The 26,642-nt window shown below is 42.9% G+C and carries 26 protein-coding genes and 2 pseudogenes; 15 read left to right on the top strand and 13 right to left on the bottom strand.

Features of this window, described 5'->3' with window-relative positions; all coding sequences use genetic code 11:
• Positions 1–13 precede the first annotated feature (13 nt).
• The 5 genes and pseudogenes from HWQ41_RS18920 to HWQ41_RS18900 all read left to right on the top strand — a co-directional run bounded on the left by HWQ41_RS18920 (position 14) and on the right by HWQ41_RS18900 (position 7,007).
• A complete protein-coding gene (locus tag HWQ41_RS18920) occupies positions 14–4,144 on the top strand; it encodes a PAS domain S-box protein (protein ID WP_292765983.1) in 4,131 nt (1,376 codons plus the stop codon).
• Positions 4,145–4,194: 50 nt separating this feature from the next.
• Positions 4,195–4,575, top strand: a complete 381-nt coding sequence (locus tag HWQ41_RS18915; protein ID WP_292765981.1) for a response regulator — start codon at positions 4,195–4,197, stop codon at positions 4,573–4,575.
• A gap of 37 nt (positions 4,576–4,612) precedes the next feature.
• The gene (locus HWQ41_RS18910; RefSeq protein ID WP_292765979.1) at positions 4,613–5,254 is read left to right on the top strand and encodes a hypothetical protein; all 642 of its coding nucleotides are present in this window, start codon (positions 4,613–4,615) and stop codon (positions 5,252–5,254) included.
• Positions 5,205–6,467, top strand: a pseudogene (locus HWQ41_RS18905) (hybrid sensor histidine kinase/response regulator); the annotation flags it as partial. The gene HWQ41_RS18910 and the pseudogene HWQ41_RS18905, both read left to right, overlap by 50 nt.
• 162 nt (positions 6,468–6,629) lie before the next feature.
• Complete coding sequence (locus HWQ41_RS18900) at positions 6,630–7,007, top strand: response regulator (RefSeq protein WP_292765974.1); 378 nt, start codon at positions 6,630–6,632, stop codon at positions 7,005–7,007.
• Here HWQ41_RS18900 and HWQ41_RS18895 read toward each other — a convergent pair.
• From HWQ41_RS18895 to HWQ41_RS18880, 4 genes are all read right to left on the bottom strand, one after another.
• Positions 6,984–7,115, bottom strand: coding sequence for a hypothetical protein (locus HWQ41_RS18895; RefSeq protein ID WP_292765971.1), 132 nt, complete (start codon positions 7,113–7,115; stop codon positions 6,984–6,986). The two genes, HWQ41_RS18900 and HWQ41_RS18895, sit on opposite strands and share 24 nt — an antisense overlap.
• A 164-nt stretch (positions 7,116–7,279) precedes the next feature.
• Positions 7,280–7,834 (bottom strand): pentapeptide repeat-containing protein, encoded by a 555-nt coding sequence (locus HWQ41_RS18890; protein ID WP_292765968.1) that lies wholly within the window; start codon positions 7,832–7,834, stop codon positions 7,280–7,282.
• Between the two features lie 117 nt (positions 7,835–7,951).
• Positions 7,952–8,557, bottom strand: coding sequence for a flavin reductase family protein (locus HWQ41_RS18885; RefSeq protein ID WP_292765965.1), 606 nt, complete (start codon positions 8,555–8,557; stop codon positions 7,952–7,954).
• A 455-nt stretch (positions 8,558–9,012) separates the two neighbouring features.
• Positions 9,013–9,477, bottom strand: a complete 465-nt coding sequence (locus HWQ41_RS18880; RefSeq protein ID WP_292765962.1) for a hypothetical protein — start codon at positions 9,475–9,477, stop codon at positions 9,013–9,015.
• Between the two features lie 745 nt (positions 9,478–10,222).
• Here HWQ41_RS18880 and HWQ41_RS18875 point away from each other — a divergent pair.
• Positions 10,223–11,317 (top strand): phosphotransacetylase family protein, encoded by a 1,095-nt coding sequence (locus HWQ41_RS18875; RefSeq protein WP_292765959.1) that lies wholly within the window; start codon positions 10,223–10,225, stop codon positions 11,315–11,317.
• 85 nt (positions 11,318–11,402) lie between these two features.
• Positions 11,403–12,227: a helix-turn-helix transcriptional regulator gene (locus HWQ41_RS18870; RefSeq protein ID WP_292765956.1), complete on the top strand. Its 825-nt coding sequence runs from the start codon at positions 11,403–11,405 to the stop codon at positions 12,225–12,227.
• Positions 12,228–12,310: 83 nt separating this feature from the next.
• Here HWQ41_RS18870 and HWQ41_RS18865 read toward each other — a convergent pair whose 3' ends face one another.
• Complete coding sequence (locus HWQ41_RS18865; protein WP_292765953.1) at positions 12,311–12,454, bottom strand: CopG family transcriptional regulator; 144 nt, start codon at positions 12,452–12,454, stop codon at positions 12,311–12,313.
• 29 nt (positions 12,455–12,483) lie between these two features.
• On the opposite strand from HWQ41_RS18865, the gene HWQ41_RS18860 reads away from it, so the two are divergent.
• The 5 genes and pseudogenes from HWQ41_RS18860 (at position 12,484) to HWQ41_RS18840 (ending at position 15,724) form a co-directional block, all read left to right on the top strand.
• Positions 12,484–13,869, top strand: coding sequence for a transposase (locus tag HWQ41_RS18860; RefSeq protein WP_292765950.1), 1,386 nt, complete (start codon positions 12,484–12,486; stop codon positions 13,867–13,869).
• Complete coding sequence (locus tag HWQ41_RS18855) at positions 13,805–14,038, top strand: hypothetical protein (RefSeq protein WP_292765947.1); 234 nt, start codon at positions 13,805–13,807, stop codon at positions 14,036–14,038. Before HWQ41_RS18860 ends, HWQ41_RS18855 begins: the two co-directional genes overlap by 65 nt.
• 81 nt (positions 14,039–14,119) lie before the next feature.
• A complete protein-coding gene (locus tag HWQ41_RS18850; protein ID WP_292765944.1) occupies positions 14,120–14,623 on the top strand; it encodes a DNA recombination-mediator protein A in 504 nt (167 codons plus the stop codon).
• Between the two features lie 87 nt (positions 14,624–14,710).
• A pseudogene (locus HWQ41_RS18845) lies at positions 14,711–15,136 on the top strand (MAPEG family protein).
• 96 nt (positions 15,137–15,232) lie between these two features.
• Positions 15,233–15,724 (top strand): YajQ family cyclic di-GMP-binding protein, encoded by a 492-nt coding sequence (locus HWQ41_RS18840; protein ID WP_292765941.1) that lies wholly within the window; start codon positions 15,233–15,235, stop codon positions 15,722–15,724.
• Between the two features lie 86 nt (positions 15,725–15,810).
• On the opposite strand, the gene HWQ41_RS18835 is transcribed toward HWQ41_RS18840, so the two are convergent.
• Positions 15,811–16,368 (bottom strand): glutathione S-transferase family protein, encoded by a 558-nt coding sequence (locus HWQ41_RS18835; RefSeq protein ID WP_292765939.1) that lies wholly within the window; start codon positions 16,366–16,368, stop codon positions 15,811–15,813.
• Between the two features lie 6 nt (positions 16,369–16,374).
• Positions 16,375–16,839: a hypothetical protein gene (locus HWQ41_RS18830; RefSeq protein WP_292765937.1), complete on the bottom strand. Its 465-nt coding sequence runs from the start codon at positions 16,837–16,839 to the stop codon at positions 16,375–16,377.
• 408 nt (positions 16,840–17,247) lie between these two features.
• Between HWQ41_RS18830 and HWQ41_RS18825 the strand changes: the two genes are divergently transcribed.
• Positions 17,248–17,967 (top strand): tetratricopeptide repeat protein, encoded by a 720-nt coding sequence (locus tag HWQ41_RS18825; protein WP_292765934.1) that lies wholly within the window; start codon positions 17,248–17,250, stop codon positions 17,965–17,967.
• A gap of 241 nt (positions 17,968–18,208) precedes the next feature.
• Here the strand turns inward: HWQ41_RS18825 and HWQ41_RS18820 are convergent, their stop codons facing one another.
• Together HWQ41_RS18820 and psaM are read right to left on the bottom strand one after the other, a co-directional pair.
• Positions 18,209–18,619 carry a hypothetical protein gene (locus tag HWQ41_RS18820; protein ID WP_292765931.1) on the bottom strand — a complete coding sequence of 137 codons (411 nt, stop codon included), beginning with the start codon at positions 18,617–18,619 and terminating at the stop codon, positions 18,209–18,211.
• Positions 18,620–18,873: 254 nt separating this feature from the next.
• Positions 18,874–18,963, bottom strand: a complete 90-nt coding sequence (gene psaM, locus HWQ41_RS18815; RefSeq protein ID WP_040630342.1) for a photosystem I reaction center subunit XII — start codon at positions 18,961–18,963, stop codon at positions 18,874–18,876.
• A 199-nt stretch (positions 18,964–19,162) separates the two neighbouring features.
• Between psaM and HWQ41_RS18810 the strand changes: the two genes are divergently transcribed.
• Complete coding sequence (locus HWQ41_RS18810) at positions 19,163–20,434, top strand: FGGY-family carbohydrate kinase (protein WP_292765928.1); 1,272 nt, start codon at positions 19,163–19,165, stop codon at positions 20,432–20,434.
• Positions 20,435–20,635: 201 nt separating this feature from the next.
• Here the strand turns inward: HWQ41_RS18810 and HWQ41_RS18805 are convergent, their stop codons facing one another.
• From HWQ41_RS18805 to HWQ41_RS18795, 3 genes are read right to left on the bottom strand one after another with little or no spacing between them, the layout of a single operon-like run.
• A complete protein-coding gene (locus tag HWQ41_RS18805) occupies positions 20,636–20,815 on the bottom strand; it encodes a hypothetical protein (protein ID WP_292765926.1) in 180 nt (59 codons plus the stop codon).
• 47 nt (positions 20,816–20,862) lie between these two features.
• Positions 20,863–22,446 (bottom strand): DUF2357 domain-containing protein, encoded by a 1,584-nt coding sequence (locus tag HWQ41_RS18800; protein WP_292765923.1) that lies wholly within the window; start codon positions 22,444–22,446, stop codon positions 20,863–20,865.
• The gene (locus HWQ41_RS18795; RefSeq protein WP_292765921.1) at positions 22,424–24,538 is read right to left on the bottom strand and encodes a tetratricopeptide repeat protein; all 2,115 of its coding nucleotides are present in this window, start codon (positions 24,536–24,538) and stop codon (positions 22,424–22,426) included. Before HWQ41_RS18795 ends, HWQ41_RS18800 begins: the two co-directional genes overlap by 23 nt.
• Before the next feature lie 368 nt (positions 24,539–24,906).
• Between HWQ41_RS18795 and HWQ41_RS18790 the strand changes: the two genes are divergently transcribed.
• Positions 24,907–25,647, top strand: a complete 741-nt coding sequence (locus tag HWQ41_RS18790) for a dienelactone hydrolase family protein (RefSeq protein WP_292765919.1) — start codon at positions 24,907–24,909, stop codon at positions 25,645–25,647.
• A gap of 26 nt (positions 25,648–25,673) precedes the next feature.
• Here the strand turns inward: HWQ41_RS18790 and HWQ41_RS18785 are convergent, their stop codons facing one another.
• Positions 25,674–26,633, bottom strand: coding sequence for an N-acetylglucosamine kinase (locus HWQ41_RS18785; protein WP_292765917.1), 960 nt, complete (start codon positions 26,631–26,633; stop codon positions 25,674–25,676).
• Positions 26,634–26,642 lie beyond the last annotated feature (9 nt).

Raw genomic sequence — 26,642 nt, 5'->3', positions numbered from 1 at the left:
GGAAACCTTAATCATGTCTAGCCAACTTGATGAATACAACCGTCAGCTATTTGAACAATGTCCCGTTGGGCTAGTACTGTGCCAAACAGATGGGACGCTGATTGACATCAACCCCGCTTATGCTGCCATTTTGGGGCGCACTGTTACGGAAACCCTGAATCTCAGCTACTGGCAGATTACTCCTGAAAATTATGCCGCAGCCGATCGAGCGATGCTAGAGAACCTAGAACACACTGGTCGCTACGGGGCTTATGAGAAGGAGTTCATCCACAAAGACGGGCATCTAGTTCCGGTCAGGATTTCTGGACTGATGATTGAGAAGGATGGGAAGCCACTAATCTGGTCGAGTGTGGAAGATATCAGCGATTTACGATGCGCCCAGCAGGAACGCCAAGATACTGAACAAAACCTGAAACAGAGTGAAGCCCGATACCGCTCTCTGGTGACAGCTGCCACACAAATTGTTTGGGTAAGCACATCAGAAGGAATTTACTTTGAACTGGCAAGCTGGATAGCCTATACAGGTCAAAGTTTAGCTGAAGCTGAGAACGGGGGCTGGATTGATGCCGTTCATCCCGAAGATCGCGATCGCACTGCCAAAGTCTGGGATGTGGCCGTGAGAAACCGCAGCCACTATGAAGTTGAATACCGGATTCGTGGCAAAGACAACACCTACCGCCACTTTTTTGTTTGTGGTGTCCCCGTCCTAGCAGAAGACGGCAGCATCAGTGAGTGGATTGGCACCTGCACCGATATTCACGATCGCAAGTTAGGAGAACAAACTCTGCAACAGAACGAACAACGATTTCGCTCTCTGGTGACTGCCAGCTCACAAATTGTCTGGGTGGCTACCCCTGAAGGACTGGCGGTGAGCAGTGAAATGCCTACCTGGTTAGCGTACACAGGTCAGAGTGCAGATGAAATCGAGGGTTGGGGCTGGCTTGATCCGATTCACCCCGATGACCGTACCCACACAGCCCTTGCCTGGAGTACTGCTGTGGCAAATCACAATCTTTTTCAAACTGAATACCGGATGCGTGGCAAAGACGGCAGCTACCGCCACTTTTTTGTCTGTGGCGCCCCCGTACTGGAAGCAGACGGTAGCATCCGGGAATGGATTGGCACCTGCACCGATATTCACGATCGCAAACTGGCAGAAACTGAAAATCAGCGTACTAAAGAACGATATCGCTCGTTAGTAACTGCTACTTCACAAATGGTCTGGACGACATCCTCGGAAAGAATGGTGAACTCGGAAATAGTCGGTTGGCAGGCATATACAGGTCAGAGCGAAGCCGAAATGATCGGCTGGGGCTGGTTGGATGTCATGCATCCCGACGACCGTGCCCACAGTGCTGAACTTTGGAGTGCTGCTGTGGCGAACCGGAGTCTTTATCAACTTGAATATCGGATTCGTGGCAAAGACGGCACTTATCGCTACTTTTTTGGCAATGCAGTTCCTGTTTTGGAAGCAGACGGCAGCATCCGGGAATGGATTGGCACTTGCACCGATATTCACGATCGCAAGCTAGCAGAACAAACTCTCCAACAGAACGAACAACGGTTTCGCTCTCTAGTGAGTGCGATCTCACAACTTGTCTGGGGAGCTACCCCGGAAGGACTGGGAATAAGCAGTGAAATGCTCACCTGGATGGCCTATACGGGGCAGAGCGAAGCTGAAGTTGAGGGTTGGGGCTGGATTGATCCAATTCATCCCGATGACCGTGCCCACTCCGCAGAAGCTTGGAATGCTGCTGTGGCGAACCGAGGTATCCACCAAACTGAATATCGGCTGCGTGGCAAGGATGGCACATACCGCTACTTCTCTGCCTGTGGTGCCCCCGTACTGGAAAAAGACGGCAGTATTCGGGAATGGATTGGTACTTGTACTGATATTCACGATCGCAAACTGGCAGAAGCCGAAAATCAGCGTCTCATGGATATGTTAAATCATTCCAGCGATGCGATTATCGTCCGTGATATGAACGACAAAATTTTGTACTGGAATCAAGGTGCAGAAAGGCTCTATGGCTGGACTCGTGAGTTCGTGAAAGACCAATACATCCACACATTTCTGAAATCAACCTTTCCAAAACCTTTAGAAAAACTTCTACCAGAGTTTTTACGGCAGGGCACTTGGGAAGGAGAACTGGAACACACCACCCGCGACGGCAGAACCATCACAGTTCAAAGCCGTTGGACTTTGCAACGAAATTTATCCGGTCAACCCTGCGCCATGCTGGAAATCAATACTGACATTACTGCCCGCAAACAAGTAGAAATGGCTCTGCGACAACTGAATCAAGAACTGGAAGCCAGAGTTGCAGAAAGAACGGCTGCCCTGCAAAATACCTTAGCAGAAGCGCAAGGTTTAAATGCAATTTTAGATAACTTAGCAGATGGTTTGTTAGTGGCAGACACCGCAGGACAAATTACCCACTTCAATCCTGCCTTTTTAGCTATGTATGGATTGACAGCCACCGCCCTCAAAGGTCACTACCGAGAACTGCCGATATCTGGTTTAGCAGACCTGGTTGCACGAACTCAGTCCCATCCCAAAGAGGTGTTCTCTGCCGAAGTTGCACTGACGAAGGAACGCATTGGTCAGGCAGTGGCGACCGCCATTTTCAAAAAGACGGCAGATCAGGAACCCGCTGCCTGCTTCGGTTCGGCGCTGCTGATTCGGGATGTGACGGCTGAAAAAGAAATTGATCAGATGAAAACCGATTTCATCTCTACGGTTTCCCACGAGTTGCGGACACCACTAACTTCTGTCCTCGGTTTTGCCTCGATCATTCAAGAAAAGCTAGAAACCGATGTGTTCCCAATGCTTTCTACCGAAGACCGCAAGCTTCAGAAAACGATCAAGCGCATAGGTGACAATCTCAACATTATTGTGTCGGAAGCAGAACGGCTCACATCTTTGATTAACGATGTCCTGGACATTGCCAAGATGGAAGCAGGTAAAGTGGAATGGCAGATGCAGCCCATTGATCCGAGCGAATTACTCGATTTGGCAACCAATTCCACCGCCGGGTTGTTTGAAACCAATGGCTTGGAGTTGCTGTGCGAGATTGAACCTGGACTGCCTCAGATAGTAGGCGATCGCAATCGTCTGCTGCAAGTTTTAATTAACCTGATTTCTAATGCCGTTAAATTCACTGAATCAGGTTCTGTCATCTGCCGCGTCAAACGAGAGAAGGAAGGTGTTTGCATCAGTGTCATCGACACAGGGGTTGGTATTACACCTGAAGACCAGCCGAAAGTATTCGAGAAATTCCGCCAAGTTGGCGACACCCTCACCGACAAACCCAAAGGCACAGGGTTAGGACTGCCCATCTGTAAACAAATCGTCGATCATCACGGTGGTAGAATCTGGGTGGAGAGTGAACCAGGCAAGGGCAGCACATTCTCGTTCATCATTCCCACCACTGAGAGCGATCGCAAAACCACTGCTAATCTGAATCTGGATGCGCTAGTTAAACAACTCAAAGAACACGTTATCACCACAAACCCTGTGCTGAACCAAAACCGTAAAACCATTTTGGTTGTAGATGATGACGCTAACATTCGGGAACTGCTCCGTCAACAACTGGAAACCGAAGGCTACAACGTTTGGCAAGCGAAAGACGGCGTGGATGCAATTCATCAAATCAAAACAGCCCGTCCCGATCTGATTCTCTTGGACGTGATGATGCCCCAAATCAACGGCTTTGATGTGGCAGCCGTCCTCAAAAACGATCCCCACACCGCAGACATTCCGATCATCATTCTGTCAATTATTGAAAACAGGGAACGGGGCTACCATATTGGCATTGATCGCTATCTCACCAAGCCCATTGACACAGAGAAACTCCTCAACGAAATTGGCTCACTGCTTTACCAGGGCACTTCTAGTAAAAAGGTATTGGTTGTAGATAAAAATGCATCAGCTTTAAAAACCCTATCGGATGTACTGCAAACTCAGGGATACAGCGTGATTGAAGCCTCCGATCCGCAAGAATGCATCTATAAAGCCCTATCGGCCAAACCTGACATGATCATCATCAATTCCATCTTCTCTCAAGAAGCCGACCTGGTGAAAACCCTACGGTTTGAGAAGGAGTTGGAAAATGTATTTTTTATTATGCTGTCAGAACAGTAATCGCTGCGACTGCGAAATGTCCAATCCCTAATCCCTAATCCCCAATCCCTATGACCCAGAAAATTCTGATTGTTGACGATGAACCCAATATCTTGATTTTGATGGAACAAGCTTTAGAAGCATTAGAAGACAAGGGTGTTGAACTTTTAACTGCTAGAAATGGAGAAGAAGCTCTCGAAACGATTAAAACTGAAAAACCAAACCTAGTTTTTCTCGATGTGATGATGCCTAAAATGAATGGTCTGAAAGTCTGCCACATTGTTAAACACGACCTGCAAATGACTGATATCTACATTGTGATCTTGACAGCTAAAGGGCAGGAATTTGATAAACAAAAAGGAATTGAGGTTGGTGCAGATTTATATCTAACTAAACCATTCCGCCCCAAAGAAGTACTTGAAAAATCAATGCAGGTGTTGGGTTTTAACTAATTCGTAATCAATATTACTCAGCACTTACCACTCTCTTATGCTAAAAAAAATCGCTGACCAAGGAATCCTCAAGCAATTCCTGATCACTTTCTTACCACTGTCCATCCTGGTTGGGGGCGTGCTGCTGATCATTCACCAGGCAGAGAGTAAAGCTGAACGGGGCGCAATTTCTATCAACGAAAGCCGGAACGTTGACCTGCAAGCCAAAATAGCTGCTAATGATTTCAATTTAATTAAGTCAGACTTGATGTTTTTGGCTACCCAAAACGAGCTACAGTCTATGCTCAACGTACCTGGGGGTACAACTGAAACACTGGAGTTGAGACAGGCGATCGCTAAAGAGTATTTTTCGATGTCTCAGCAGAAACAACTCTATGACCAGATTCGCTTTCTTGACACAACTGGCAAAGAAATTGTCAGAGTCAACTTTAATAAAGGTCAGCCCAGCGTTGTGCCTGACGAAAAACTGCAAGTCCAAGCAAAGCGTTACTGGTTTAAAGACACCTTGCCCCTCCAATCAGGCGAGGTGTTTATATCGCCACTGGATCTAAATATTGAGCGGGGCAAGATTGAACAACCGCTTAAACCAATGATCCGTTTTGGCACTCCTGTATTTGATTCCCAAGGGCAATCTCAACATTATTGTGTCGGAAGCAGAACGGCTCACATCTTTGATTAACGATGTCCTGGACATTGCCAAGATGGAAGCAGGTAAAGTGGAATGGCAGATGCAGCCCATTGATCCGAGCGAATTACTCGATTTGGCAACCAATTCCACCGCCGGGTTGTTTGAAACCAATGGCTTGGAGTTGCTGTGCGAGATTGAACCTGGACTGCCTCAGATAGTAGGCGATCGCAATCGTCTGCTGCAAGTTTTAATTAACCTGATTTCTAATGCCGTTAAATTCACTGAATCAGGTTCTGTCATCTGCCGCGTCAAACGAGAGAAGGAAGGTGTTTGCATCAGTGTCATCGACACAGGGGTTGGTATTACACCTGAAGACCAGCCGAAAGTATTCGAGAAATTCCGCCAAGTTGGCGACACCCTCACCGACAAACCCAAAGGCACAGGGTTAGGACTGCCCATCTGTAAACAAATCGTCGATCATCACGGTGGTAGAATCTGGGTGGAGAGTGAACCAGGCAAGGGCAGCACATTCTCGTTCATCATTCCCACCACTGAGAGCGATCGCAAAACCACTGCTAATCTGAATCTGGATGCGCTAGTTAAACAACTCAAAGAACACGTTATCACCACAAACCCTGTGCTGAACCAAAACAGCAAAACAATTCTGGTAGTGGATGATGACGCTAACATTCGGGAATTGCTTCGTCAACAACTGGAAACCGAAGGCTATAATGTTCGGGAAGCGAAAGACGGCGTGGATGCGATTCATCAAATTAAAATAGCCCGTCCCGATCTGATTCTCTTGGACGTAATGATGCCCCAAATCAACGGCTTTGATGTGGCAGCTGTCCTCAAAAATAATCCCCACACCGCAGACATTCCGATCATCATTCTGTCAATTATTGAAAACAAAGAACGGGGCTACCATATTGGCATTGATCGCTATCTTACCAAGCCCATTGACCCAGAGAAACTTCTCCACGAAATTGGCTCATTGCTTTCCCAAGGCACTTCCAGTAAAAAGGTATTGGTTGTAGATAAAAATGCCTCAACCTTAAAAACCCTATCGGATGTACTACAAACTCAGGGATACAGCGTGATTGAAGCCTCCGATCCCCAAGAATGCATCAATAAAGCTCGGTCAGCCAAACCTGACATGATCATCATCGATTCTATTTTCTCTCAAGAAGCCGATATGGTGAAAGCCCTACGCTTTGAGAAAGACTTAGAGAATGTATTCTTCATTATCCTGTCTGATCGCTAATTGCATCAACTGGGGATTGCTTACCGAATTTTAGATTTTAAATTTTGGATAATGGAATTGTTGGCGGAGCCTCTCGTAGAGAAGATTCAAAATCTAAAATTAAATGACAGAGCCAGTGACTTGATTGCTCTTTTCAATCTAAAATCTAAAATCTAAAATTGTATGACTCAGAAAATTCTGATTGTTGACGATGAACCCAATATCTTGATTTTGATGGAACAAGCTTTAGAAGCATTAGAAGACAAGGGTGTTGAACTTTTAACTGCTAGAAATGGAGAAGAAGCTCTCGAAACGATTAAAACTGAAAAACCAAACCTAGTTTTTCTCGATGTGATGATGCCTAAAATGAATGGTCTGAAAGTCTGCCACATTGTTAAACACGACCTGCAAATGACTGATATCTACATTGTGATCTTGACAGCTAAAGGGCAGGAATTTGATAAACAAAAAGGAATTGAGGTTGGTGCAGATTTATATCTAACTAAACCATTTCGCCCCAAAGAAGTGCTTGAAAAGTCAAAGCAGGTATTGGGCTTTTGAGGAAAGTTCTGAATGCTTTTCATTTGCGATCGCAGTACTTGGTAGTGCTAATTTCTCTGCAATGGGCGTAGCTTGTTCTGCAACTACGCTATTTCGACTTTCAATCACCAGATTATTTTAGATGGAATTAAATACTTTTTAAAAGTACTAAAAGCTGCTGCGATCGCATCTAATTTTGATCCGCTATTCCAAAGCTATCCGCACCTTTGATAAGTCAGAAAACTATTGAGACGAAGATTAACCAAGAGTTTTCAACAGAGAACACTTACTCTTCATTCACAAATTTGGCGACTACGAACAACACTACCATCTGGCATAGTGGTGGTGATGTATATAATAGCTCCACTGATGTTGGCATTTTTAACACCAGTCAAATTAGCATCAGTAATGTTAGCACAGTTGAGAGAAGCTCCGCTTAAATCAGCGTTGGTGAGATTAGCGCCAACCAAATCGGCAACATTCAAACCCACATTACTAAGATTAGCTCCACTCAGGTTGGCTCCACTCAAAACGGCGGTGAACATTTCGGAACCACTAAAATTAACACCAACCAAGTTAGCGTCGTTGAAGATACACTCGGTCAAATCGGAAGCACTCAAGTTGGCATAACTCAGGTCAGCACCTTCAAAGATAGCACTTATCACCATACTCTTACTCAAATTAGCCCTACTGAGGTTAGTTTTGGTAAAATCAGTATAAGTAAAATCGGATTCACTCAGGTCGATACCACTGAGATTTACACCAGTCAAATCGCTGTCGCTCAAATCAACCGCCCTAAAATCTCTCTCCCCAGCAGCATACCTTTCCAGCAATTCTTCAAGATCCATAACTGAAATCCTGCATCAACTAACACATATAAAGATAACTCACTCAATCTTTGGCAAATCCTCTTTGACCCTACCAACTCTTTTGTCGCTTTCCTAACCCCAAGTTCCCATTACTTTTTAAGTCGGGCGAGTAATTTCATACAAATCCTGGGTGCGGGTATACCAGTTACCCGACAGGCGACCGATCGCGTGCAACTTTGCGACATCAATTGTGTTTTGTGGTGTCAGTAAATCGTCTCGAATATGCCACAGCACCGCCTCAGCAATAATTAATCCCGATTGGCTACCTTCATTCCCTATATAAACGACTTGCTTCAGCACACACTCAATATTAATCGGTGATTCCGCAACTCGTGGCGGACGCACTCGTTTTGAGGGAGCAGGAGTTAGTCCCGCTACTTGAAATTCGTCCACATCTGGCGGAAAATCGCCACTAGTGGCGTTCATCTGTTCCCCCAATTCTTCAACAACTATGTTGACCACTAGTTCACCCGACTGCTCTACATTGAATAAAGTATCTTTTTTAACACCACGTTTCAGACCTGTGGAGATGGCTAGAGTCGGTGGATTAGCTGTCACGCCCATAAAAAAACTGAAAGGTGCGACATTGGGCGTACCATCGCTGGCGATCGTTGACACCCAAGCGATCGGTCGGGGAACCACTGAACCGACAAGTAATTGATAGGTATTTCGTGGGTCGTTCTGGGAGGGATCGATAATCATTGAGATTTTCCTCACTAAACACTACAGTTTTTCAAAACTCGATCTTGCCGAAGAGAAGCTTTCCACCTTAATTGTGCATAATTTTCATTACTGCTCTTGCTTTTTCTAGCTATCTGTGAGATGTTCCTACTCAGTTACAATACTATGGTTTATTGACCAGAGTACAGTAGTATTAATCGGTTGATTAATTAACCCAAATGCTCACGCACTGAGTCCCAGTTTAATGTTAAAAGCCCCTAGTACAAGGGTAAAGCTTTAAGTTTTTTAATTTTTATCCTACGTTCAGAAACGGTTAAGGGGAAAAGGAAAAACCTTTCAGCCTTACCCTTTCCCCAAACCAAATTTAAATTTGAAAATGCTTAACCGAGAAGTATTGAAGTTGGAGCGATAATCTACTGCGATCGCAGCTTTTTTTGTCAGCTATTTAGTTGACTGACGTTGGGTCTTTTATGCAATCAATACAACTCTAAAATTTCTAATTCTGGTGAGAGTGGAAAGCCAAATTTTTCATGATAATGAGGAAACTTGAGTAAGAATAGGCATAAAGGTTTATTTCGATAAAAAGCTTTTAGCTTAAAGGTGCGAACTTCAAAACCTTCCTTCTGTGCTTCTTGTGATTCAGAAAAGCTTCCAGGAAAAATTTCATCAAAATGAATTTCAAATTTCCTTGCAGTTTCCAAAAAAGGCTTGCCAATCAATCTAGCACTATTGTCATAGGCAGGGTTAGGTATTACTCTCCTATACTGGCTTTCGTCGAATCCAGCCCGGAAAATAAATTCAAAAAATCCGCTAAATATCTTGAGGTTTTCACTTGTATTAAAATCTTGCCAGCCTTGAAATAAACTATCTTGAAGCTCTTGAAAAAGATTACTTATAAATTGACTTTGCACAGAATTAATTTCAGCAGTAGTTATTTCCATTTGTACCTTTTTTAAATGGTGAATTATTGACAAAAAATTCGCTTAAATTCCAGGTTTTCAAAGTCAAACAATCAAAACGCTCTTGCAATCTCAAACAAAAAGATTCGAGGGCATTTAGCCAAACGGAAATATAGGATTTTTTAAATCCCTCTACTCCAGCACATCATAGTAATGAAGTACCATAAACAGATTTAAACTTTGCGGATGATGCAATCCTCAAAGCTCACTAAATTTTATTTACAACCTGTAAAATTTATGAACTTATAAGCCGAAATACTTATGTGTTTATACTGTCATAAAAGAATAATAGAAGTCAACAAGATTAGTCATAAATTCAAACATTACTCAATATTACTATTGACAAGTTTATATTTGCTTAAAATTCATATCCATAAAAGCAATTTTTGCGCTCAAAATACGGACAATACAGATAGCTGCGTAGCAGAAGTCAGTAAAAACGGACTCAAACTCACTCAATTGAGTCCGTTTGAACCGACTTAGGCTCCATAGCAACGAAGCTGTTAGTTTGGTATTTGTTGGTAATGACCAGGCTTGAAGAGTAGGCGTACAGGTTAGCAGAGCCGACACAAGGAAAGAAAAGCTCTCCCCTGCCCCCTGCTTATTCAATCAGAAGGTAATTCTGGGAAACCTTAATTTGTGAGAGCTAGAGGCTTTTGCCAGAAGGAACTAGAATTAGGAAACACCTAGCTGGGTTCTTCTGACTTTTGAAATTAGGAGTGCATGTGTGCCAAAATCCCCTAAATATTTGCTGATTGGATCAACCGAGACTTACAGCGGTAAATCTGCAACTGTTCTGGGTTTGTCTCATCAGCTACAGCAAAAAGGACTGGATATTACCTACGGTAAACCCCTCGGTACGTGTTTGAATTCGTCTAGTGGAACCGTAATTGAAGAAGATGTCCAGTTCATCGCTCTTAGCCTCAATTTGCCGGCAAACCGCGTTGCACCTACAATGCTGGCTTTGGATGAACTAAATGTGCAAAAGCGCTTGCGGGGGGAAGACAAAACCGATTATCAGCAGTCCCTAATACAGCAATATTTGCAAATGTCCCAAGGAGATTTGGTGTTACTGGAGGGGCCTGGTGATTTGTCCGAAGGCAATTTGTTTGACTTGTCTTTGCTGCAAATGGCTGAAGTATTGGATGCTGCTGTGCTGTTAGTAGCCCGCTATAAATCGTTGCTTTCGGTTGAGGCGCTATTGGCTGCTAAAGGGCGTGTGGGCGATCGCTTGATTGGAGTTGTGATCAATGATATCCCACTCACCCAACTAGAAGCGGTTGACACTCTCTTGCGCCCATTTTTGGAACAGCAGGGGATTCCAGTGCTAGCAATACTGCCAAATAGCGCTTTGCTCCGCAGCGTGAGTGTTGGCGAACTAGTCAAGCAGTTAAAGGCTGATGTTCTCTGTCGCAACGATCGCCTAGATTTGTTGGTGGAAAGTCTGGCAATTGGAGCGATGAATGTCAACTCCGCTGTGAAGTATTTTCGCAAACGCCGGAATATGGCAGTAGTAACAGGAGGCGATCGGGTAGAAATTCAGCAAGCGGCTTTGGAAACTTCTACCCAATGCTTAATTCTCACCGGGCAACTACCCCCGCCGCCGTTCATTCTCAGTCGCGCTGAAGAACTAGAAATCCCCATTTTATCTGTTGACTTAGACACCCTCACCACTGTAGAAATTGTTGACCGCACTTTCGGGCAAGTCCGCCTCCACGAGCCGATTAAGGTTCAGTGCATTCGCCAGTTAATGTCTGAGCATTTTGACATTGAGCGCCTTTTATCTAAACTGGGTTTAACTCCCGCAGGGGCATTGTCTTAGATTCATGAGTGTAATAACTCGTGTAATCAAGCAAGATACATCATGATGTAGTGATGGCTATGGAAGTCACTGGAACTAGGAGAAAATGGATTTAACGGCAATTGATCCCCTGAAACTACCCTCGCTTCCATTGGAGAAAAAAGCTGATCTCCCTGACTGTCCAGCCATCTATTTTGCGATTTCTGGTTCTGGCGAAATCCTCTACATAGGCAGGACTGCTGATCTTGGACGTCGTTGGATATCACATCATAGATTTAAAGAACTCATTGATTTGGGAAATGTGAAGTTAGCTTGGCTACAATGCGTAGATCCTTCCATTCTGAAAACTCTTGAGGCCAAGTTGATTTATGCACTCAAGCCAAAGCTCAACGAACAACTGCCATCAAGCAATACACTTTTTTCTTATCTTCACAAAGCCAACCAAAGTACAAGCCCGATAAAAACACAGGGTAGCAAATTAGCGCACGCAATATTAGCTGCTCTGGTTGACGCCCCTTGTAGTGGGTATGATTTAGCAAAACGATTCGATGGCTCTGTAGGCTTTTTCTGGTCAGCAAGTCACCAGCAGATTTATCGAGAGTTGTCAAAGCTAGAAGATCAAGGATGGATCAGTGCCGAGTCGATTGTCCAAACAGGACGCCCAGATAAAAGGCTCTACAGCGTTACAGACTTGGGAGAACAGCAGCTCAAAGAGTGGATTGCTCAACCTTGTGAACCCACACCGATTAAAGATGATTTGCTTGTGAAAATTTTTGCTGGCCATATTGCTTCTAACCAAATGATCTTGGCAGAGCTTGAGCGTCACCAAAAAGCCCACTTAGAAAAATTATCTACATACAAGGATTTAGAACAAGAATGCTTTCAGCTAAAGCAGCAGGAGCCTCACACCATAATCTCTGATTTGGTGTGAGAGGAATGCGAGTGAGTTGAGGAGTGCTGTCTAACCGATGCCGAATGCAATTAGTCTTGGGAGGACAGCGAGGACGAAACGAACTATCTTTCCTGCAATGAACGAATGAACTCCCGAATCACATCGGTCTTATTGCGTTTCACCCGACTACAGTAATCGTCCAGGATTTTCTTTTCTGATGAAGGCAATCGAACATTGATGGAATCTTCGTATTTCATGCGTTGCATTGTAAAGCAATATGATTTACAATCATACTATGAAATACACATACCAGTACAAAGCACTTCCAACAACTGAAATTAAGCTAGAGATCAACCTCTGGTTACGGATTTGCCAGTACTGGTACAACCGTCAATTAGGGGATAGATTCGACTGGTGGGAACATAACAGAACATCCGTTGATAGTTGCCCATTGGTTGCTTCGCTTCCTGTGTTGCGAGACAAGCCCAACTATTATAGTCAGAAAAAATATCTACCAGGACTTAAGAAAAAACCTATCACGGTGCAATGGTCGGGTGAAGAGTTAGACTTATCGAGAGTTCCAGCAAACACGCTACAAGAAGTTTGCAAGCGTGTTGACAAGGCGTTTGAACGCTTCATCGCAGGCGACTCTAGCGGCAATCGAAGTGGTAAGCCTCGATTCAAAGCACAATCTCGCTATCGATCTTTTGTGGTTGAAGGTGCTGGATTAGAACTGTATTCTTGCTCGGTTGGTGGTAAATATCTGTATGTCAAAGTCCCCAAAATTGGAGTAATTAAGATTCGGTCACATCGCCATTTACCGGACGGTGCAACAATTAAGCAGTTGCAGTTCATTAAAAAGAATGATGGTTGGTTCGTTAATCTTCGATTAGAGGATACTACCGTACCCGTTTCCAATGCTGATATTATTCCAAATTGGGAGAACTCGCTTGGAATGGATGCGGTGTTGCATGAAGATGATTATCTTGCCACCTCTGAAGGCTTTAAACTCCTATCGCTTAAGGTGTTGCGAAAAAGTCAACACAAGCTGACTCGCATTTCACAGAAAAAGAATGCCCGTAAGCGTGGTTCTAAAGCCCGTCGCAAATTGGCTAAACGAGAAGGTAAACAGCACCAGCATATTGCGAGATGCCGCAAAGATTTCCAATACAAAACCGCTCACAAATTGGTGAGAACTGGTAAAAAAGTTTTCTTTCATGAAGACCTCAATCTTAAAGGTTTGTCAAAGCGTAACGCCCCAAAACAAGACGAAAACGGGGCATTCATCCCAAACGGGCAAGCTTCTAAGTCTGGACTCAATCTGAGTTGGTCTGATGCTGCGTTTGGTCAATTCTTTCAACTGCTAGGTCACATAGCTGGAAAAGCTGGAGCCGTAGTAATTGCGAAGAATCCTGCTTATACGTCTCAATTACTCGCTTATCGGGATGAAGTGATTTTCACTGATTGCAGCATTCGTGAGTATTGGGACGATAATCTAAATCTCTGGGTTGATAGAGACATTAACGCCGCTATCAACATCTTGAGAGTGGGGCTGGACATTTTCCCCACTATAAAACGCTGTAAAGGTGGCATCACGATAGTTGGTTCTATCACTGATGATACCTCTAAGGAAGTTCTCCATATTCTTGGCTGCGCCACGCTGCGCGAACGGAATATTTGAGAAGCCTACTCCATACCTGTACTCAGGTTGGTGTAGGAGATGTCACAATCCGCAAGAACTCCCAGAATCAGCAAAATTTCAGTATTTGACCCTCCTGAATGGCATTACTTATGAAACACATTGGCTGGCTTGGTGTGACCAAGTAATCCAAACAATCGAAAAATTGTAGCAATGTCTAACTCAGGTTTGCCTCGCACCTACACGCTGTTTGCTAAAATATCTGGGTCGTTTAATTGGATTATCTCCATCTTTGACCCAATCAACAGACCTTATTAACCTCGATACATTAGCGCAAGAACTGGCGACAATCCAGCAAACGGGTTCTAAAAGAATTGCCTTGCTGGGTTCTCGTCACGTCCCGATTACGCATCAGAATCTTATTGAAATGATGACATATGCCCTAGTTTTATCGGGTAATCGAATCATTACTTCTGGTGCTACAGGTACAAATTCAGCTGCCATCCGGGGAGCAACGCGGGCTGATCCGAATTTGTTAACGGTGATTCTACCCCAAAGCCTGGAACGCCAGCCCTTGGAATCGCGCCAGCAACTAGAACAGGTAATGCATTTAGTGGAAAATCCCAATAATGATAATCTGTCCCTTGCTGAAGCTAGTTACCTGTGCAACAAGGAAATTGTCTCTCGTTGCCAGCAACTGATTTGCTTTGCGTTTCACGACAGTCGCACCTTGTTGCAAACTTGTCAAGATGCAGAAGAACAAAGAAAAGTGGTGACTCTCTTCTACTTTGATTAGTCATTTGTCATTTGTCTTTTGTCATTTGTATTTGACTAATGACTAATGACTGATGACTGATGACTAATAATCAATGACTAATAAGTAATGATAATTTTTTTGTACTCGATCGCTGCTGCTGCCGTTCTAATTTATGTGCCATTTTTCCTGGTAGCTTATGCCCGTATGCGTATGGGGTATGAAACGTTTTCTACTCCTCGCGCTATGTTTGATAAATTGCCACCTTATGCCCAACCCGCGACTTGGGCACATCAGAACACCTTTGAAGCGTTTATGATATTTGCCGCAGCCGCATTGATGGCATATGTAACTGGTGTAAATTCTTCTACAGCAACAGGGGCTGCGTAGACGCAAAGCGGCTTGTCGTCAGACATCGCCTTTGTAGTAGCCCGTTTGCTATACTCAATTTTTTATATTTTGAATATACCCCTTTTGCGAACGTTTATGTTTGGCATTGGCTCCGTTAGCTTTGCCACTCTCATCTTCTTGAGCATCATCCAAGCTACTAGTTAATTGGGGAAGGTGGGGCCCCCTCTGGGGATAAGGGGTAATGGGGATTAATACCCAATCCCCAATCTAAAATCCAAAATCTAAAATCCAAAATGTTTTATGGCTTCTACTTTTTCCTTTGACATTGTGAGCGACTTTGACCGACAAGAGTTGGTTAACGCTGTCGATCAAGTTATACGAGACATCAAAGGTCGTTATGACCTCAAAGACACTCAAACTACTGTCGAGTTAGTCGAAGAAAGTATTAACGTTAGTACTGACAGCGAGTTTACCCTAGATTCTATACACGACATCCTGCGGGAAAAAGCCGCCAAGCGTAACCTCTCCCAGAAAATCTTTGATTTTGGCAAAGTTGAATCAGCCAGTGGTAATCGCGTGCGTCAAGAAATCAAACTCAAAAAAGGTATCAGTCAGGAAATCGCCAAACAAATCTCCAAATTGATTCGGGACGAATTCAAAAAGGTACAAGCCTCAATTCAAGGGGATGCGGTGCGGGTTTCTGCCAAATCTAAAGATGACTTACAAGTTGTCATGCAGCGACTGAAACAAGAAGACTACCCCGTGGCTTTACAATTTACAAATTATCGCTAACAAATTCGTAATTCGTAATTAAGACTTCAATTACGAATTACGTTAGCGTAGCGGTAGCGAGTCCGCGAGCGTCATTACGAATCACTTTAAGTTGTTCCGGCAATACTTTTTTGAAATGCCGGACGCTCAGATAACTGCTTCATATAGTTCAACACCTCTGGGTAGGAACTAAGGTCTAGCTTCAGCATGATGGGAATGTAATTCAGAACAGACCCCACTGCCACATCAGCAACAGTGAACTCATTGCCAAGTAAAAAAGGTTGCTTACTGAAAATTTCATTTAACGGAGTCAACAAGCGGGGCATTTCTCGCTCCCGATTTGCTTCTACAAAAATCCCTGTAGCTAGGGTGGAATTTCCAAACAATACCCACTGGGAAAATACAGCACGTTCCTCTAGTGAAAGTGGACTTTTACTATACTTATCGGCAAGATATAACAAAATTGCCCCAGATTCCCAAAGTTTAAAATCCCCATCAACAATTGCTGGAACTTTACGAAATGGGTTAATTGCCAAATATTCAGGCTGGAGGTGTTCACCCGCCTGCATATCAAGCTTGACGAATTCGTAAGGAACTTTTATTTCCTCTAAATACCAGTGAACAATTGAGGCTCGACTACGAGCGCCGCCGTAAAGTTTTAGCATAATTACTTAAAGAACTTTGTGAGTGTGAGAATGTTGTTTAACGTTGTCTTCTTTGGTGACAACTCTAGCGGCATTTAACACCCGTTTGCGCTCAATGGAATATTTAAATTCAGTGTAGTTTGCACCTAAGGGAATCAGGGATTTTGCAGATTCACGACGCTTGTAAGTACGAGCTGCTGCAAATGCCCTTGGCACAAATTCCTCTCCAAACTGAGCCGACTCTGGGAAGCCATCTGGCACTAGTTGTGAATCGCCATCCAGCACAGATCCCAAAGTTGTTGCATGAGCCAGCTTATAGGAGGTAGGGATGCCCTTTAAAAGCGCTTCCAAAGCCGCAGAGGGAATCGGTTCTATAACTTCGATTTGATAAACTTCTCCATCTTCTTTGACGAAGCAGGTTGCCAAGCCGATAACAATGTAATCATCGGTTGCTAAATCAGGGGCATTGGGATAGGAAATTGCAGTTGTCATCGGAAAATTTCTCAAAACTTAAAAATTGAATCTAGCGATTAGGGGATTGAGCATTGGGGATTGGGGATTGGGCATTAATTATTCTGCCCCTGCTTCCCCTCATTCCCCTCTTTAATGAACGGCTTGTTGGCATTCTACCAATTTGTCGCTCTCACTACTTGACTAGTCTTTGAGATTAACATCTGCCATTTCTGGAATTCAGCTTCGGGATCAAGTATCCATGATTAGGTTTGAGGAGCAATTGTTTATTTAGGGCGTAGACTTCTACTGGTGTGAGTAGTTTAAATTCAGTCTTAAGATGGCTTCCAAGTAACCATAAATACCTTAAGAATAAACACAGTGGTAAAACCACCAGCAGGAAAAAACTAGAATTTGATTTCACAAAGCAGGTATTTCAGGCAGGGAAAGATGAATATTCACTCATTTTTAGCTGACGGTGACCAGCAAAGCAAGCAATACAAATATGTTATAAATAGTACAAGGAAAGTCCAAGAGCATAGGACAAACGATCGCAGCAAATCTACTTTGGGGGATAGCTACTTACGCTCTTTTGCTTTGAAGTCGGCTCAACAAGGAGATTATACTGAGGCGATCGCACTTTTAAGCCAACTAATCTCTCGGCATCCCCACAATGCCGTTGATTACAACAACCGGGGGCTAATTTATTTCCAAGGTGGCGAAAGGCAAAAAGCTTTTTACGACTACAACACCGCCCTCAACCTTAATCCCAATTTGGCTAGCGCTTATAACAATCGGGCAAATTACTACGCTGCTTGTGGAGAATTAGCAGCAGCAGTTGCCGACTACGATCAAGCAATTAATTTAAATCCTTGCCACGTCCGGGCGTGGATTAACCGAGGCATTACCTGGCGTGACTTGGGGCAATATGAGGAGGCAATTGAGAATTTTGAGGTAGCACTGCTTTTCGGTCAACTAGAAGGTCATATCTGGGCTGAACGCGGCAGGACTTACCATCTTTGGGGCGACTGGAATTGTGCGATCGCTGATTATCGTCGCGCCCTCACTCAACTGCCCTCTATCGACAATAGTAAGGATATTACTGGTTGTCGCTTGCGTTTACAACTCGAAAATCAGCTAAACGAGTTGCTATCTGAATCAGCGTCCTAATTGGTAGATTAGTCCTTTTTGCAAATTCAAGATTCAAAAAGTAGATTCTTCATTTTGAATTTTGAATTTTGAATTGGATCGGAGCGACGCTGTATCGTTAATGACTAATAGATGAGAACTACATAGCTATTCAAAAATTAGCTATTAACCATTATTTATTAGCAATAATATAAATTAACACCCGGTTTATACGTAGCCAGAATCACAAGAAACCTAAATAATTCTAAATTCGCTATTTGTCTTAGGGTGATGACTCTGTTTCTTCATCTTCTCGGCGATCCGGATTCATCAACACCACCCGACGCTGACTGGGATCAAATCGGTATCCTTGTTGTTGTCTAATACTTTTAGCTTGCTGAGGATCGAAGTTACGGCTAAATTCTGCCTGCAAACCATCGACATGTCCTTCCATCAGCTTGACTTCAGTACTAATTTCTCGCAACTTTCCTTGCTGTGACCAATGATAAGACAAAAGTTGTGCTAGGGCAGATGCGGCAACGGCTGTAATCACAAGATTAACCGCTATTTTGGCAGTGCTTTCCAGTGCCATCACCTGGTAAGAACGTTGACGAAGATGCCGCTTTGGTCGAGGAATGACTCGGCGTTTTTGTATAGGTTGTAACGGAGGTCTAGACGGTTGAATCGCGTTCATGATGCTAAAAAATAACCTCGCTTAGTGAAGGGAAGCACTCAGCACTCAGCACTCAGCACTCCTGAATGCTTGATCTTAGCTGTCATATTACTTCATTTTTTTGAAATAGCTACAAGTGTTGCACCAGTTAAAAAATAACCTGGCTTACGTAAGTGCAAGGTTTCTAAGTACTTATAGTATAAAACCATAAGGTTTGGAAATTGCACCCCGTACTGCCAGGATTATTAGCTTTTTAACTGTGTCACATCGTAGCGTTATTTGTAAAGTTCTGTGGCTAATCGCCAAGCTAGAACTCCTGGAATCAGCGCCACAACTAGAGCGATGTAGACTTGAGTATCTGAGATGGAAGATATCTGAGCGATGTACAGAGTATCTAAGATAGGCATGGCTGAAAACCTCCTAACCTGAATAGATTTTGAACAGTTCGTTTACTACTTTTCCTTGTTTTGCCAGAATTGGGGAATATCTTGTTACAAGATGCAACAAAAGCAGTTATTAATCAGTAGTCGTTAGTTATTCGACCTGAGAAAAATTTATAAAAATATGAATTTATATCTGGGTATCGACTTCGGCACATCTGGCGCACGCGGTGTGGTGATTGACGAGGAAGCTTCTTATATTCAAGCTGAGGTGCGATATCCCTTCCAGGACTCACCAGCGGCTGTTACGCCAAGTTTTTGGCAGGAGGCTTTGTTTGTGCTGGTGGAACAAATACCTGAAGAATTGCGGCGAGAAATTAAAGCGATCGCAATTAATGGTACTTCTTCCACCGTCTTGCTGGTCGATGCTGCTGGCAATCCAACAGATGCACCATTGCTGTACAACGATGCGCGGGGATCATTGGTGCTAGAGCATTTGAGGAGTATCGCACCCCCCAATCATACCGTGTTGAGTGCCACCTCCAGCCTGGCCAAATTGATGTGGATGAGGCAATTACCCTCTTTTAGTGAAGCTAGATATTTCCTGCATCAAGCAGATTGGCTGGCGTTTCTCCTACATGGTCAGTTGGGTATTAGCGATTACCATAATGCTTTAAAGCTGGGTTATGACGTGGAAGAGTTGAAATACCCAGAATGGCTAGAAAAGTTGCAAATACCGATTCAGCTACCCAAAGTTTTAACTCCTGGGACTCCGATTGCCCAATTGCGCCCTGAAATTGCGGATAAGTTCGGTTTACGCAGTGATTGTTTGGTATGCGCTGGTACAACTGATAGTATTGCGGCTTTTCTCGCCAGTGGCGCAAAATTACCTGGTGAAGCCGTGACTTCCCTTGGTTCAACGTTGGTACTAAAGTTGTTAAGTCGTACCCGCATAGAGGATGCGCGATATGGAATTTACAGCCATCGCCTGGGTGATTTGTGGCTGACTGGTGGTGCTTCTAATACTGGGGGTGCAGTGCTTAAGCAATTTTTCACAAACGCTGAGTTAGAAAGCCTTAGCCGTGAGATTGATGCATCAAAAGCCAGCGAGTTAGATTATTATCCGTTGTTGAAGGTAGGCGATCGCTTCCCCATTAACGATCCCAATTTACCCCCACGATTGGAACCACGCCCAGATAACCCAGTGGAATTTTTGTATGGGTTGTTAGAAAGCATTGCCCGCATAGAAACGCGAGGGTATGAATTATTGCAACAAATGGGAGCAGACAAGTTGAGCCGTGTTTATACTGCTGGAGGTGGTGCGGTAAATGACACTTGGACTGCAATTAGGGCGCGTCATTTGCAGATTCCTGTAGTAGCGTCAGTATATACAGAAGCGGCTTACGGGACGGCGCTGTTGGCGATGGGGGATGGAAGAAGGGGTGAACAAAAGTAATTGTGTAACTATCTTTTCGTAGATATCTTGTAAATCAGTATCTATCCCAGTGACAATCGACATATCTCGGACGATACTTGGATGATTAGATACCGGACTATAGATTCCAGGTTGATCATCTGGGCAGCTATTCGGGGATGGGTGCTTCGCCACAAGTGAATGTCATCTATCCCCTTTACTAATTATTGGTGTGAGTTTTAACTAGTTTACCTCGCTAAGGTAACGGGTGTATGTATTAAGGCGATCGCAACAAACTTTGACTAGGGATATTAAGCGATCGTAGTGATGGTAAAAGAAAGGCAAATTGTGGGTTGAAAGTAACCGGATGGTAGAAAAACTTCGGGTATTTTGTAGATGATCTGATTTATGCCATGAATGCATTTGCCGGGTTCGTCAAGTCCGACATCACAAGTCCAGATGGTTTATTGTCAGGAAACTTCGAGGGCTTTATTTAGCACGCGACGCAGATGCTCCTGTAGGATACTTTCAGCCCCAGGATAAGCTGGAAGAGCCTCAATTTCAGCGTTGGAATGAGATACATAGGAGCCAGGGTAAATAATCGCAGCATAATTAACTACTTGCCTACCTTCTCTGTTTTGGATAGCGTCATGGTAAGTGTGCATCTTCTGAATATCAGCACTTTTAGGCTTTCCTTCATTGCTTGTGTTTTCCTGTGACTCACTCTCAAGTTTGTACTTGGGATCAAATAAATAAACTTGTTGAGAGCCATTAGCTAGTTTGATCTCTACTGCTACATCAGGAATTAATGTAACGCTGGCGCTTTGCAGTTCTCCATCTTTGCCATAGCTTCGTTCAGGAATTAACTTAATTTTTGTCTTGTGTTGCGGGTGAATTAAAACTAATGCTGGTTGTCCATTGGGTAAAATTCTGACGTAGACTCCCGTTTTATCCCTAGCAACTAAACACTGGGTTTCAACTTGGTATCCTTTGTGTATGGCTACTTCCAGTAGCGTTGCAATTATCCACAAAGTTCCCCAAATTTGGTAAAGTTTGTAGAGATTCTCCAAAGGTGCATCAAGGTCTGAATCATCCAAACGCACAGCAGGACTTCTGATAAATTCCAGATAGCCTTCCAAAGCAGCATGGTAAAGTGGACGGTTTAACAAAACCATCGTAATTTGATTGGGCAAATATTTAGGCTGGCTGACCTCATCCAGAAAAGCTGCTTGTTGACGAGCCTTTTTTAATTGGTAAAACAGAGACTTAATCTCTTCCAAAGGCTTACCTTTACGGTCAGCTTCAACAGCTTGCCGAATTCGTCTAAGTCTCTGATTTACAAGCTCGAAAAATAACCTAATCAACTGGTTCTCGTAAACATCAACAGTATGCTCAACTCGGACATCCGGTACGCGAATCGGTCTTCCACTCACATCCAAGTTATGCCCTCGAAAAAAAGCCTGAACTAGCCCACCAAGAGGAGGTCTGCGGACTTGATCTTGCCGAACCCAAATTTCATTAGTTTTGAGGATTTGATGAGGATTGCGAGCAAGTTGACTCAAAATCTTACTCAGTCCTGGTCTTTTGCCTGTGCCATTAATAGCTCGACGTAAGCGAACTAATTCCTGAGCTAAAGTAGTTTCGCCTAGTTGTGGTAATTTCAGACCAGCTAAAGCCCCGGTACGCTGTAAGCTTATCGCTACTGAGGTTGGCAGACGAGAATCGAGATCCTCTAGCATCTGAGCAAAAGCTTCACGACTAATTTTCTGAGGCCAAACCGCAATTGTCTGTTCCTCAATCTCATTTTGATACTCAAGTCGCAGTCGGTAGTAGCCAGGGTTTGAGCGAGGCCACTCAGCTAGTACTCGAAACTTTCCACTCAAATCCATTACCAAGAGTGGGAGTTTTTTATCTTGAAGCCAAAGCCGTATTTGTTGTAATTTTTCTTGAGGCACATGAACTTCCAGCCAAGCAGGTTGCCACTCACCTGGAGCCTCTATAATCTCGCCTTCGCGGCTAAGAAAACTTAGTTTAGAAGTAGGAGGTAAATCCATATTGTTCAAATGTTTTTAGCATTTTGCTAGCTTTAGCGTGGCTGAGATGAAATTTATTTTCAGCAATATCAACAAATGCCTTAAGGGCTTCTCCCACCCTATCATCAGCACCTTTAAGTTTGGGCAAAATTTTCTGTAACAGCTGTTCATCTAAAGCTTCTTCCCAAGATATACCCAAAACTTTAGCTTCATTCACATAGTTATTGATTTCATCTAAAACACGAAAAGCAAATGGGGTTACTAGGTGCAGTTTATCCCAAACTTCCATTAAAATTTCACGATAGTCAACTTCACCCAAATGCTCAAATAAATCATTACGGCAAACCTCAAGTTCTATCATTTGCGCTCGATCATAAACTTTGTCAGCAAAATTGTGAGTAGTTTCGTCTACATTGACTGTGCCAACAAAGTAAAGGTTAGGTGGTAACAAAACTTGTTTCTCGGATGCAAGTTCAATTTGGGCTAGTCCTTCACGCATCCTAACTTCCATCACTGAGAGAAACTTGGCAAAGTAATACTCTACCCGTGCTAAGTTCATTTCATCCAAGATTAAATGGTAAGGTCTAGGGGTGCGTTTTTCTGTTTGAGCTTGCTCATACTCTTGAGCCGCTTTTTCTAAAAAATGACTAAACGCAGTGTAATGGTATTCTTTGTCCATTGGATTGAAGTAGCCGAGTAAATCCTCGTTAGTAGTCCAATTAGGAGCCACAGGAACTAAAAGGTATTCAGCCGCTACTACCTCAGCATAAGCTTTGGTAAGCCAAGTCTTGCCAGTCCCGCTAGTTCCTGAAAGAATTACAAATTTTCTGGTCTTCAGAGCTAAGTGGTAGCGTCGCAAGATACTTTTAGAAATACGCAGACCTTTAGAGCAGATATTTTGATTAATCTCTGTAAACAAAGGTTCAGAATAGTCTGGATAAATAGTTTTGAGGATACGCTGCGCTTCTTCGTAATTATCCACATCTTTTTCCTTGTAAAATAATTCTGTAGCTCTGCATAAATCCTCAAGAGCTTTTTGCTGATTTTTAAGTTTTAAGTAGGTAAGTCCTCGATGGTAATAGCCTAAAGCGAAGTTAGGATTAATATGTAAAGATTGGTCATAATCATCAATGGCTTTATCGTAATTTTCAAGTTTATAGTAAATCTGACCTCGCTCATCGTAAATTTCATAATTTTTAGGTTGAATAAGTAGTAAATAATTATAGTCAGATATAGAATCGTCAGTATATTCTAATTTAGCTTTTACTTTTCCTCGATATCGATAAGCATCAGCTAAATTGGGAGCTTGTTCTAAAGCGAAGTCAAATAGTTGAATAGCATCTTGATGGTTTTCCTCTTGATATTTTTTCACTCCTTGTTGGCAGTAATATTTAGCATATTGTATATTAGTTTGATCTAAGTATTCTTCAATTGCTGTAATTGGTTTATCACACGTTGCCACCAAAAATAAAGGAAAAATTCCTTCAAACAGCTGTTTTATTTCATTAGTTAGCTGTTGATAGTCAAAAGTTAATACTTTGTCATATCCAATATATTTAGTAACTTGAATACACTTAGTAGCACTCTTTTGTCGAGCTACAATTTTCAACCAGTCAGCTAAAGGATTAATTGTACTAATATGTTGACTAGACTCAGAAAAGAAAGAGACATTATCAGTTAGTCGAGTATTCTGGAGAATAATTTCTTTAAGTGTTGTATTATTTTGGATGTTTTTAATAAATTTTTGTCTGTTAACACTTCTCTCAGAGATATATAAACCAAACCATAAACCGTTTTGTATAATCCGTATAAAAAAGTGAGCATTATTGAAATTAATTTCCATTTTTTTTGAGAATAAATTATACTCAAAAAAAGGAATATCTAAATCAAGAGATAAATCAATTTCTATATTAATTAATTTTATTATTTCACCTGATAATTGAGCAATAGTAAGCTGGCATAGCTGCTGAAATGGCTGTTCAATATACCTTTTAAAATCTTTTTCGTGTTTTAAATACAAATCTATTTTACTTGAATTATTTTTTAATTGTGTAAGAAGGTCAAAACTTTTTAATGAAAATGGGCATTCTGGATTTACAAAAACTTCTGTCATTTGGCCTGATAACGATAACTAAAATTATTATTGTGACATATTACACCAAATACAACTACTTGACTGCTTTAGAAATGCGATCGCACTCTTAACCTCTCTGTGTCCTCTGCGCCTCTGCGGTTCGTAAAAAATTTGTGAAAATGCGATCGCTTTTTCATTCCGCTTCCCCTGCTAACCTTTGTAACGCTAATAAACAAAGAGGGATAGCCTACTGTCGCTAAGATAACGGCTGGATTAAGGCGATCGCAACAAACTTTCACTGGCAGAAGAACGCCAAATTGTGGGTTGAAAGTAACCGGATGCTGGCAAAACTTCGGGTATTGTGTAGATGCGGATGAATGCCTTCGGCAATACACGGAGACAAAAAAGTGCAAATCACTAAGCGCAATATTGAGTTACGAGTAGATGGCAGCTTAATGCGTGTTTATGTAGCGGCTCCCAAAGCAGCCGGAAAATACCCTGGTATTGTCTTCTACAGTGATATTTATCAGTTAGGTGATCCAATAATTCGTCTAGCTAACTACTTAGCAGGATACGGCTATGTAGTAGCAGCCCCAGAAATTTTTCACCGAATTGAGCCAGTTGGTTTAGTAATTGAGCCAGACGATCTCGGACGGATGCGCGGAAATGACGATGCTCGTCGAACCTCGGTAGCTGATTATGATGCCGATTGCCTGGCTGTGATTGAATTTCTGAAAACAGAGAGTGCGGTTTCTCCAAATCAAATAGGCACTCTCGGCTTTTGTATTGGTGGACATTTAGCTTTCCGCGCCGCATTTAAAAGCGAAATTCGGGCTTGCGTCTGCTGTTACCCGACTGGTATTCCCAGTGGCAAACTGGGTAAAGAGGTAGCCGATACAATCGAGCGGGTAAGTGAAATCAAAGGCGAGATGCTAATGGTATTCGGTACTCTTGATCCTCATATCCCAGATAGCGATCGCCAAACCATAATAAAATCAATTGAGAATGCTAACATCCCTCACCAAGTTTTCTTGTATGAAGCAGAACATACATTCATGCGCGACGACGGTTATCGTTATGATTCTAGTGCTACCACCTCTGCTTGGTCTGAAATAGTAACTTTCTTAGGGCGCATATTTGCAGACTGAAAACTCCTATTATTGCTTTCTTCACGTCAATTTTGAGTTGTCTGCAACGCCAACAAACCAGCACCGTAAGCAGGTTCATACCTCGGAAAAATCACCTTTACTTCAGGAAACTTCTTAACAATTGATGCTGTAAATCTTTCATGCATCTTGCATCTACCGCGCCACACACTTCCCGTGGTGACTACTTCTAAAAGTGAGTCAGCATTAAAAATTGCATCAATTACTGTAGATGTAGCTTTTACTAACTCTTTTACAGCATCGTCAATTATCATATTCGCTACTATATCACCTGAAGCTGCTGCCAAATCTACAACTGGTGCTAAAGCAGCTATCTGTTTAACTCCCCATCCTCGCCGATATATTAATTCTATTAAATCTTCTATACTTGTCAAACCAAGATGCTGTTTGAAACCCTCTACCAAACTCGTTGGCATCTCACGACCATCATAAGATTTTAATGCTGCATTCATCCCAGCGATCGCAATTTTATAGGCGCTACCTTCATCTCCTAAAATATACCCCCATCCGCCGACTCGCTTGGTATGTCCCTGATGATTTCGCCCGAAAACTATCGAACCAGTACCTGCTGCAACCACAATTCCTACTGGCTGACCAATTCCACCAACTAAAGCAATTAAAGCATCGTTAACAATTATAATATTCGCTGGCTGTAATGCCCAAGTAATAGGTAGAGATTTGCTATTTTGCAACTCTTGTACTAAACCTTTTACTGCTTCGATATCTGCTGTACGACCTACACCCGCTAAACCCAGACATATCGCATCAATATTCACAGTATTTGTAATTATTGTTGCCTCAACCGCATGATGAATTGCAGATTGAATAGATTGTAAAGTTGCTTCGATACCTATAGTCTGATAATTAGATGTGCCCGCTTCACCACGACCTAGCACTTGACGCAAATCATTCATTAAGACACAAACAGTCTTGCTACCGCCGCCATCTATTCCTAAAACATAACTCATGTTCTGTAA

The organism is Nostoc sp. NOS(2021), assembly GCF_017115025.1.
In the GTDB taxonomy this organism is placed as follows: domain Bacteria; phylum Cyanobacteriota; class Cyanobacteriia; order Cyanobacteriales; family Nostocaceae; genus Nostoc.
Note: the sequence above shows the minus strand (reverse complement) of the source record. Positions and strands in the feature narration are given on the sequence as shown.

Coding starts and splice junctions, on each gene's coding strand:
- HWQ41_RS18920 (WP_292765983.1), top strand. CDS start 14: ATGTCTAGCCAACTTGATGAATACAACCGTCAGCTATTTGAACAATGT.
- HWQ41_RS18915 (WP_292765981.1), top strand. CDS start 4,195: ATGACCCAGAAAATTCTGATTGTTGACGATGAACCCAATATCTTGATT.
- HWQ41_RS18910 (WP_292765979.1), top strand. CDS start 4,613: ATGCTAAAAAAAATCGCTGACCAAGGAATCCTCAAGCAATTCCTGATC.
- HWQ41_RS18900 (WP_292765974.1), top strand. CDS start 6,630: ATGACTCAGAAAATTCTGATTGTTGACGATGAACCCAATATCTTGATT.
- HWQ41_RS18890 (WP_292765968.1), bottom strand. CDS start 7,834: ATGGATCTTGAAGAATTGCTGGAAAGGTATGCTGCTGGGGAGAGAGAT.
- HWQ41_RS18885 (WP_292765965.1), bottom strand. CDS start 8,557: ATGATTATCGATCCCTCCCAGAACGACCCACGAAATACCTATCAATTA.
- HWQ41_RS18880 (WP_292765962.1), bottom strand. CDS start 9,477: ATGGAAATAACTACTGCTGAAATTAATTCTGTGCAAAGTCAATTTATA.
- HWQ41_RS18870 (WP_292765956.1), top strand. CDS start 11,403: ATGGATTTAACGGCAATTGATCCCCTGAAACTACCCTCGCTTCCATTG.
- HWQ41_RS18865 (WP_292765953.1), bottom strand. CDS start 12,454: ATGCAACGCATGAAATACGAAGATTCCATCAATGTTCGATTGCCTTCA.
- HWQ41_RS18860 (WP_292765950.1), top strand. CDS start 12,484: ATGAAATACACATACCAGTACAAAGCACTTCCAACAACTGAAATTAAG.
- HWQ41_RS18855 (WP_292765947.1), top strand. CDS start 13,805: ATGATACCTCTAAGGAAGTTCTCCATATTCTTGGCTGCGCCACGCTGC.
- HWQ41_RS18840 (WP_292765941.1), top strand. CDS start 15,233: ATGGCTTCTACTTTTTCCTTTGACATTGTGAGCGACTTTGACCGACAA.
- HWQ41_RS18835 (WP_292765939.1), bottom strand. CDS start 16,368: ATGCTAAAACTTTACGGCGGCGCTCGTAGTCGAGCCTCAATTGTTCAC.
- HWQ41_RS18830 (WP_292765937.1), bottom strand. CDS start 16,839: ATGACAACTGCAATTTCCTATCCCAATGCCCCTGATTTAGCAACCGAT.
- HWQ41_RS18825 (WP_292765934.1), top strand. CDS start 17,248: ATGAATATTCACTCATTTTTAGCTGACGGTGACCAGCAAAGCAAGCAA.
- HWQ41_RS18820 (WP_292765931.1), bottom strand. CDS start 18,619: ATGAACGCGATTCAACCGTCTAGACCTCCGTTACAACCTATACAAAAA.
- HWQ41_RS18810 (WP_292765928.1), top strand. CDS start 19,163: ATGAATTTATATCTGGGTATCGACTTCGGCACATCTGGCGCACGCGGT.
- HWQ41_RS18805 (WP_292765926.1), bottom strand. CDS start 20,815: ATGCATTCATGGCATAAATCAGATCATCTACAAAATACCCGAAGTTTT.
- HWQ41_RS18800 (WP_292765923.1), bottom strand. CDS start 22,446: ATGGATTTACCTCCTACTTCTAAACTAAGTTTTCTTAGCCGCGAAGGC.
- HWQ41_RS18795 (WP_292765921.1), bottom strand. CDS start 24,538: ATGACAGAAGTTTTTGTAAATCCAGAATGCCCATTTTCATTAAAAAGT.
- HWQ41_RS18785 (WP_292765917.1), bottom strand. CDS start 26,633: ATGAGTTATGTTTTAGGAATAGATGGCGGCGGTAGCAAGACTGTTTGT.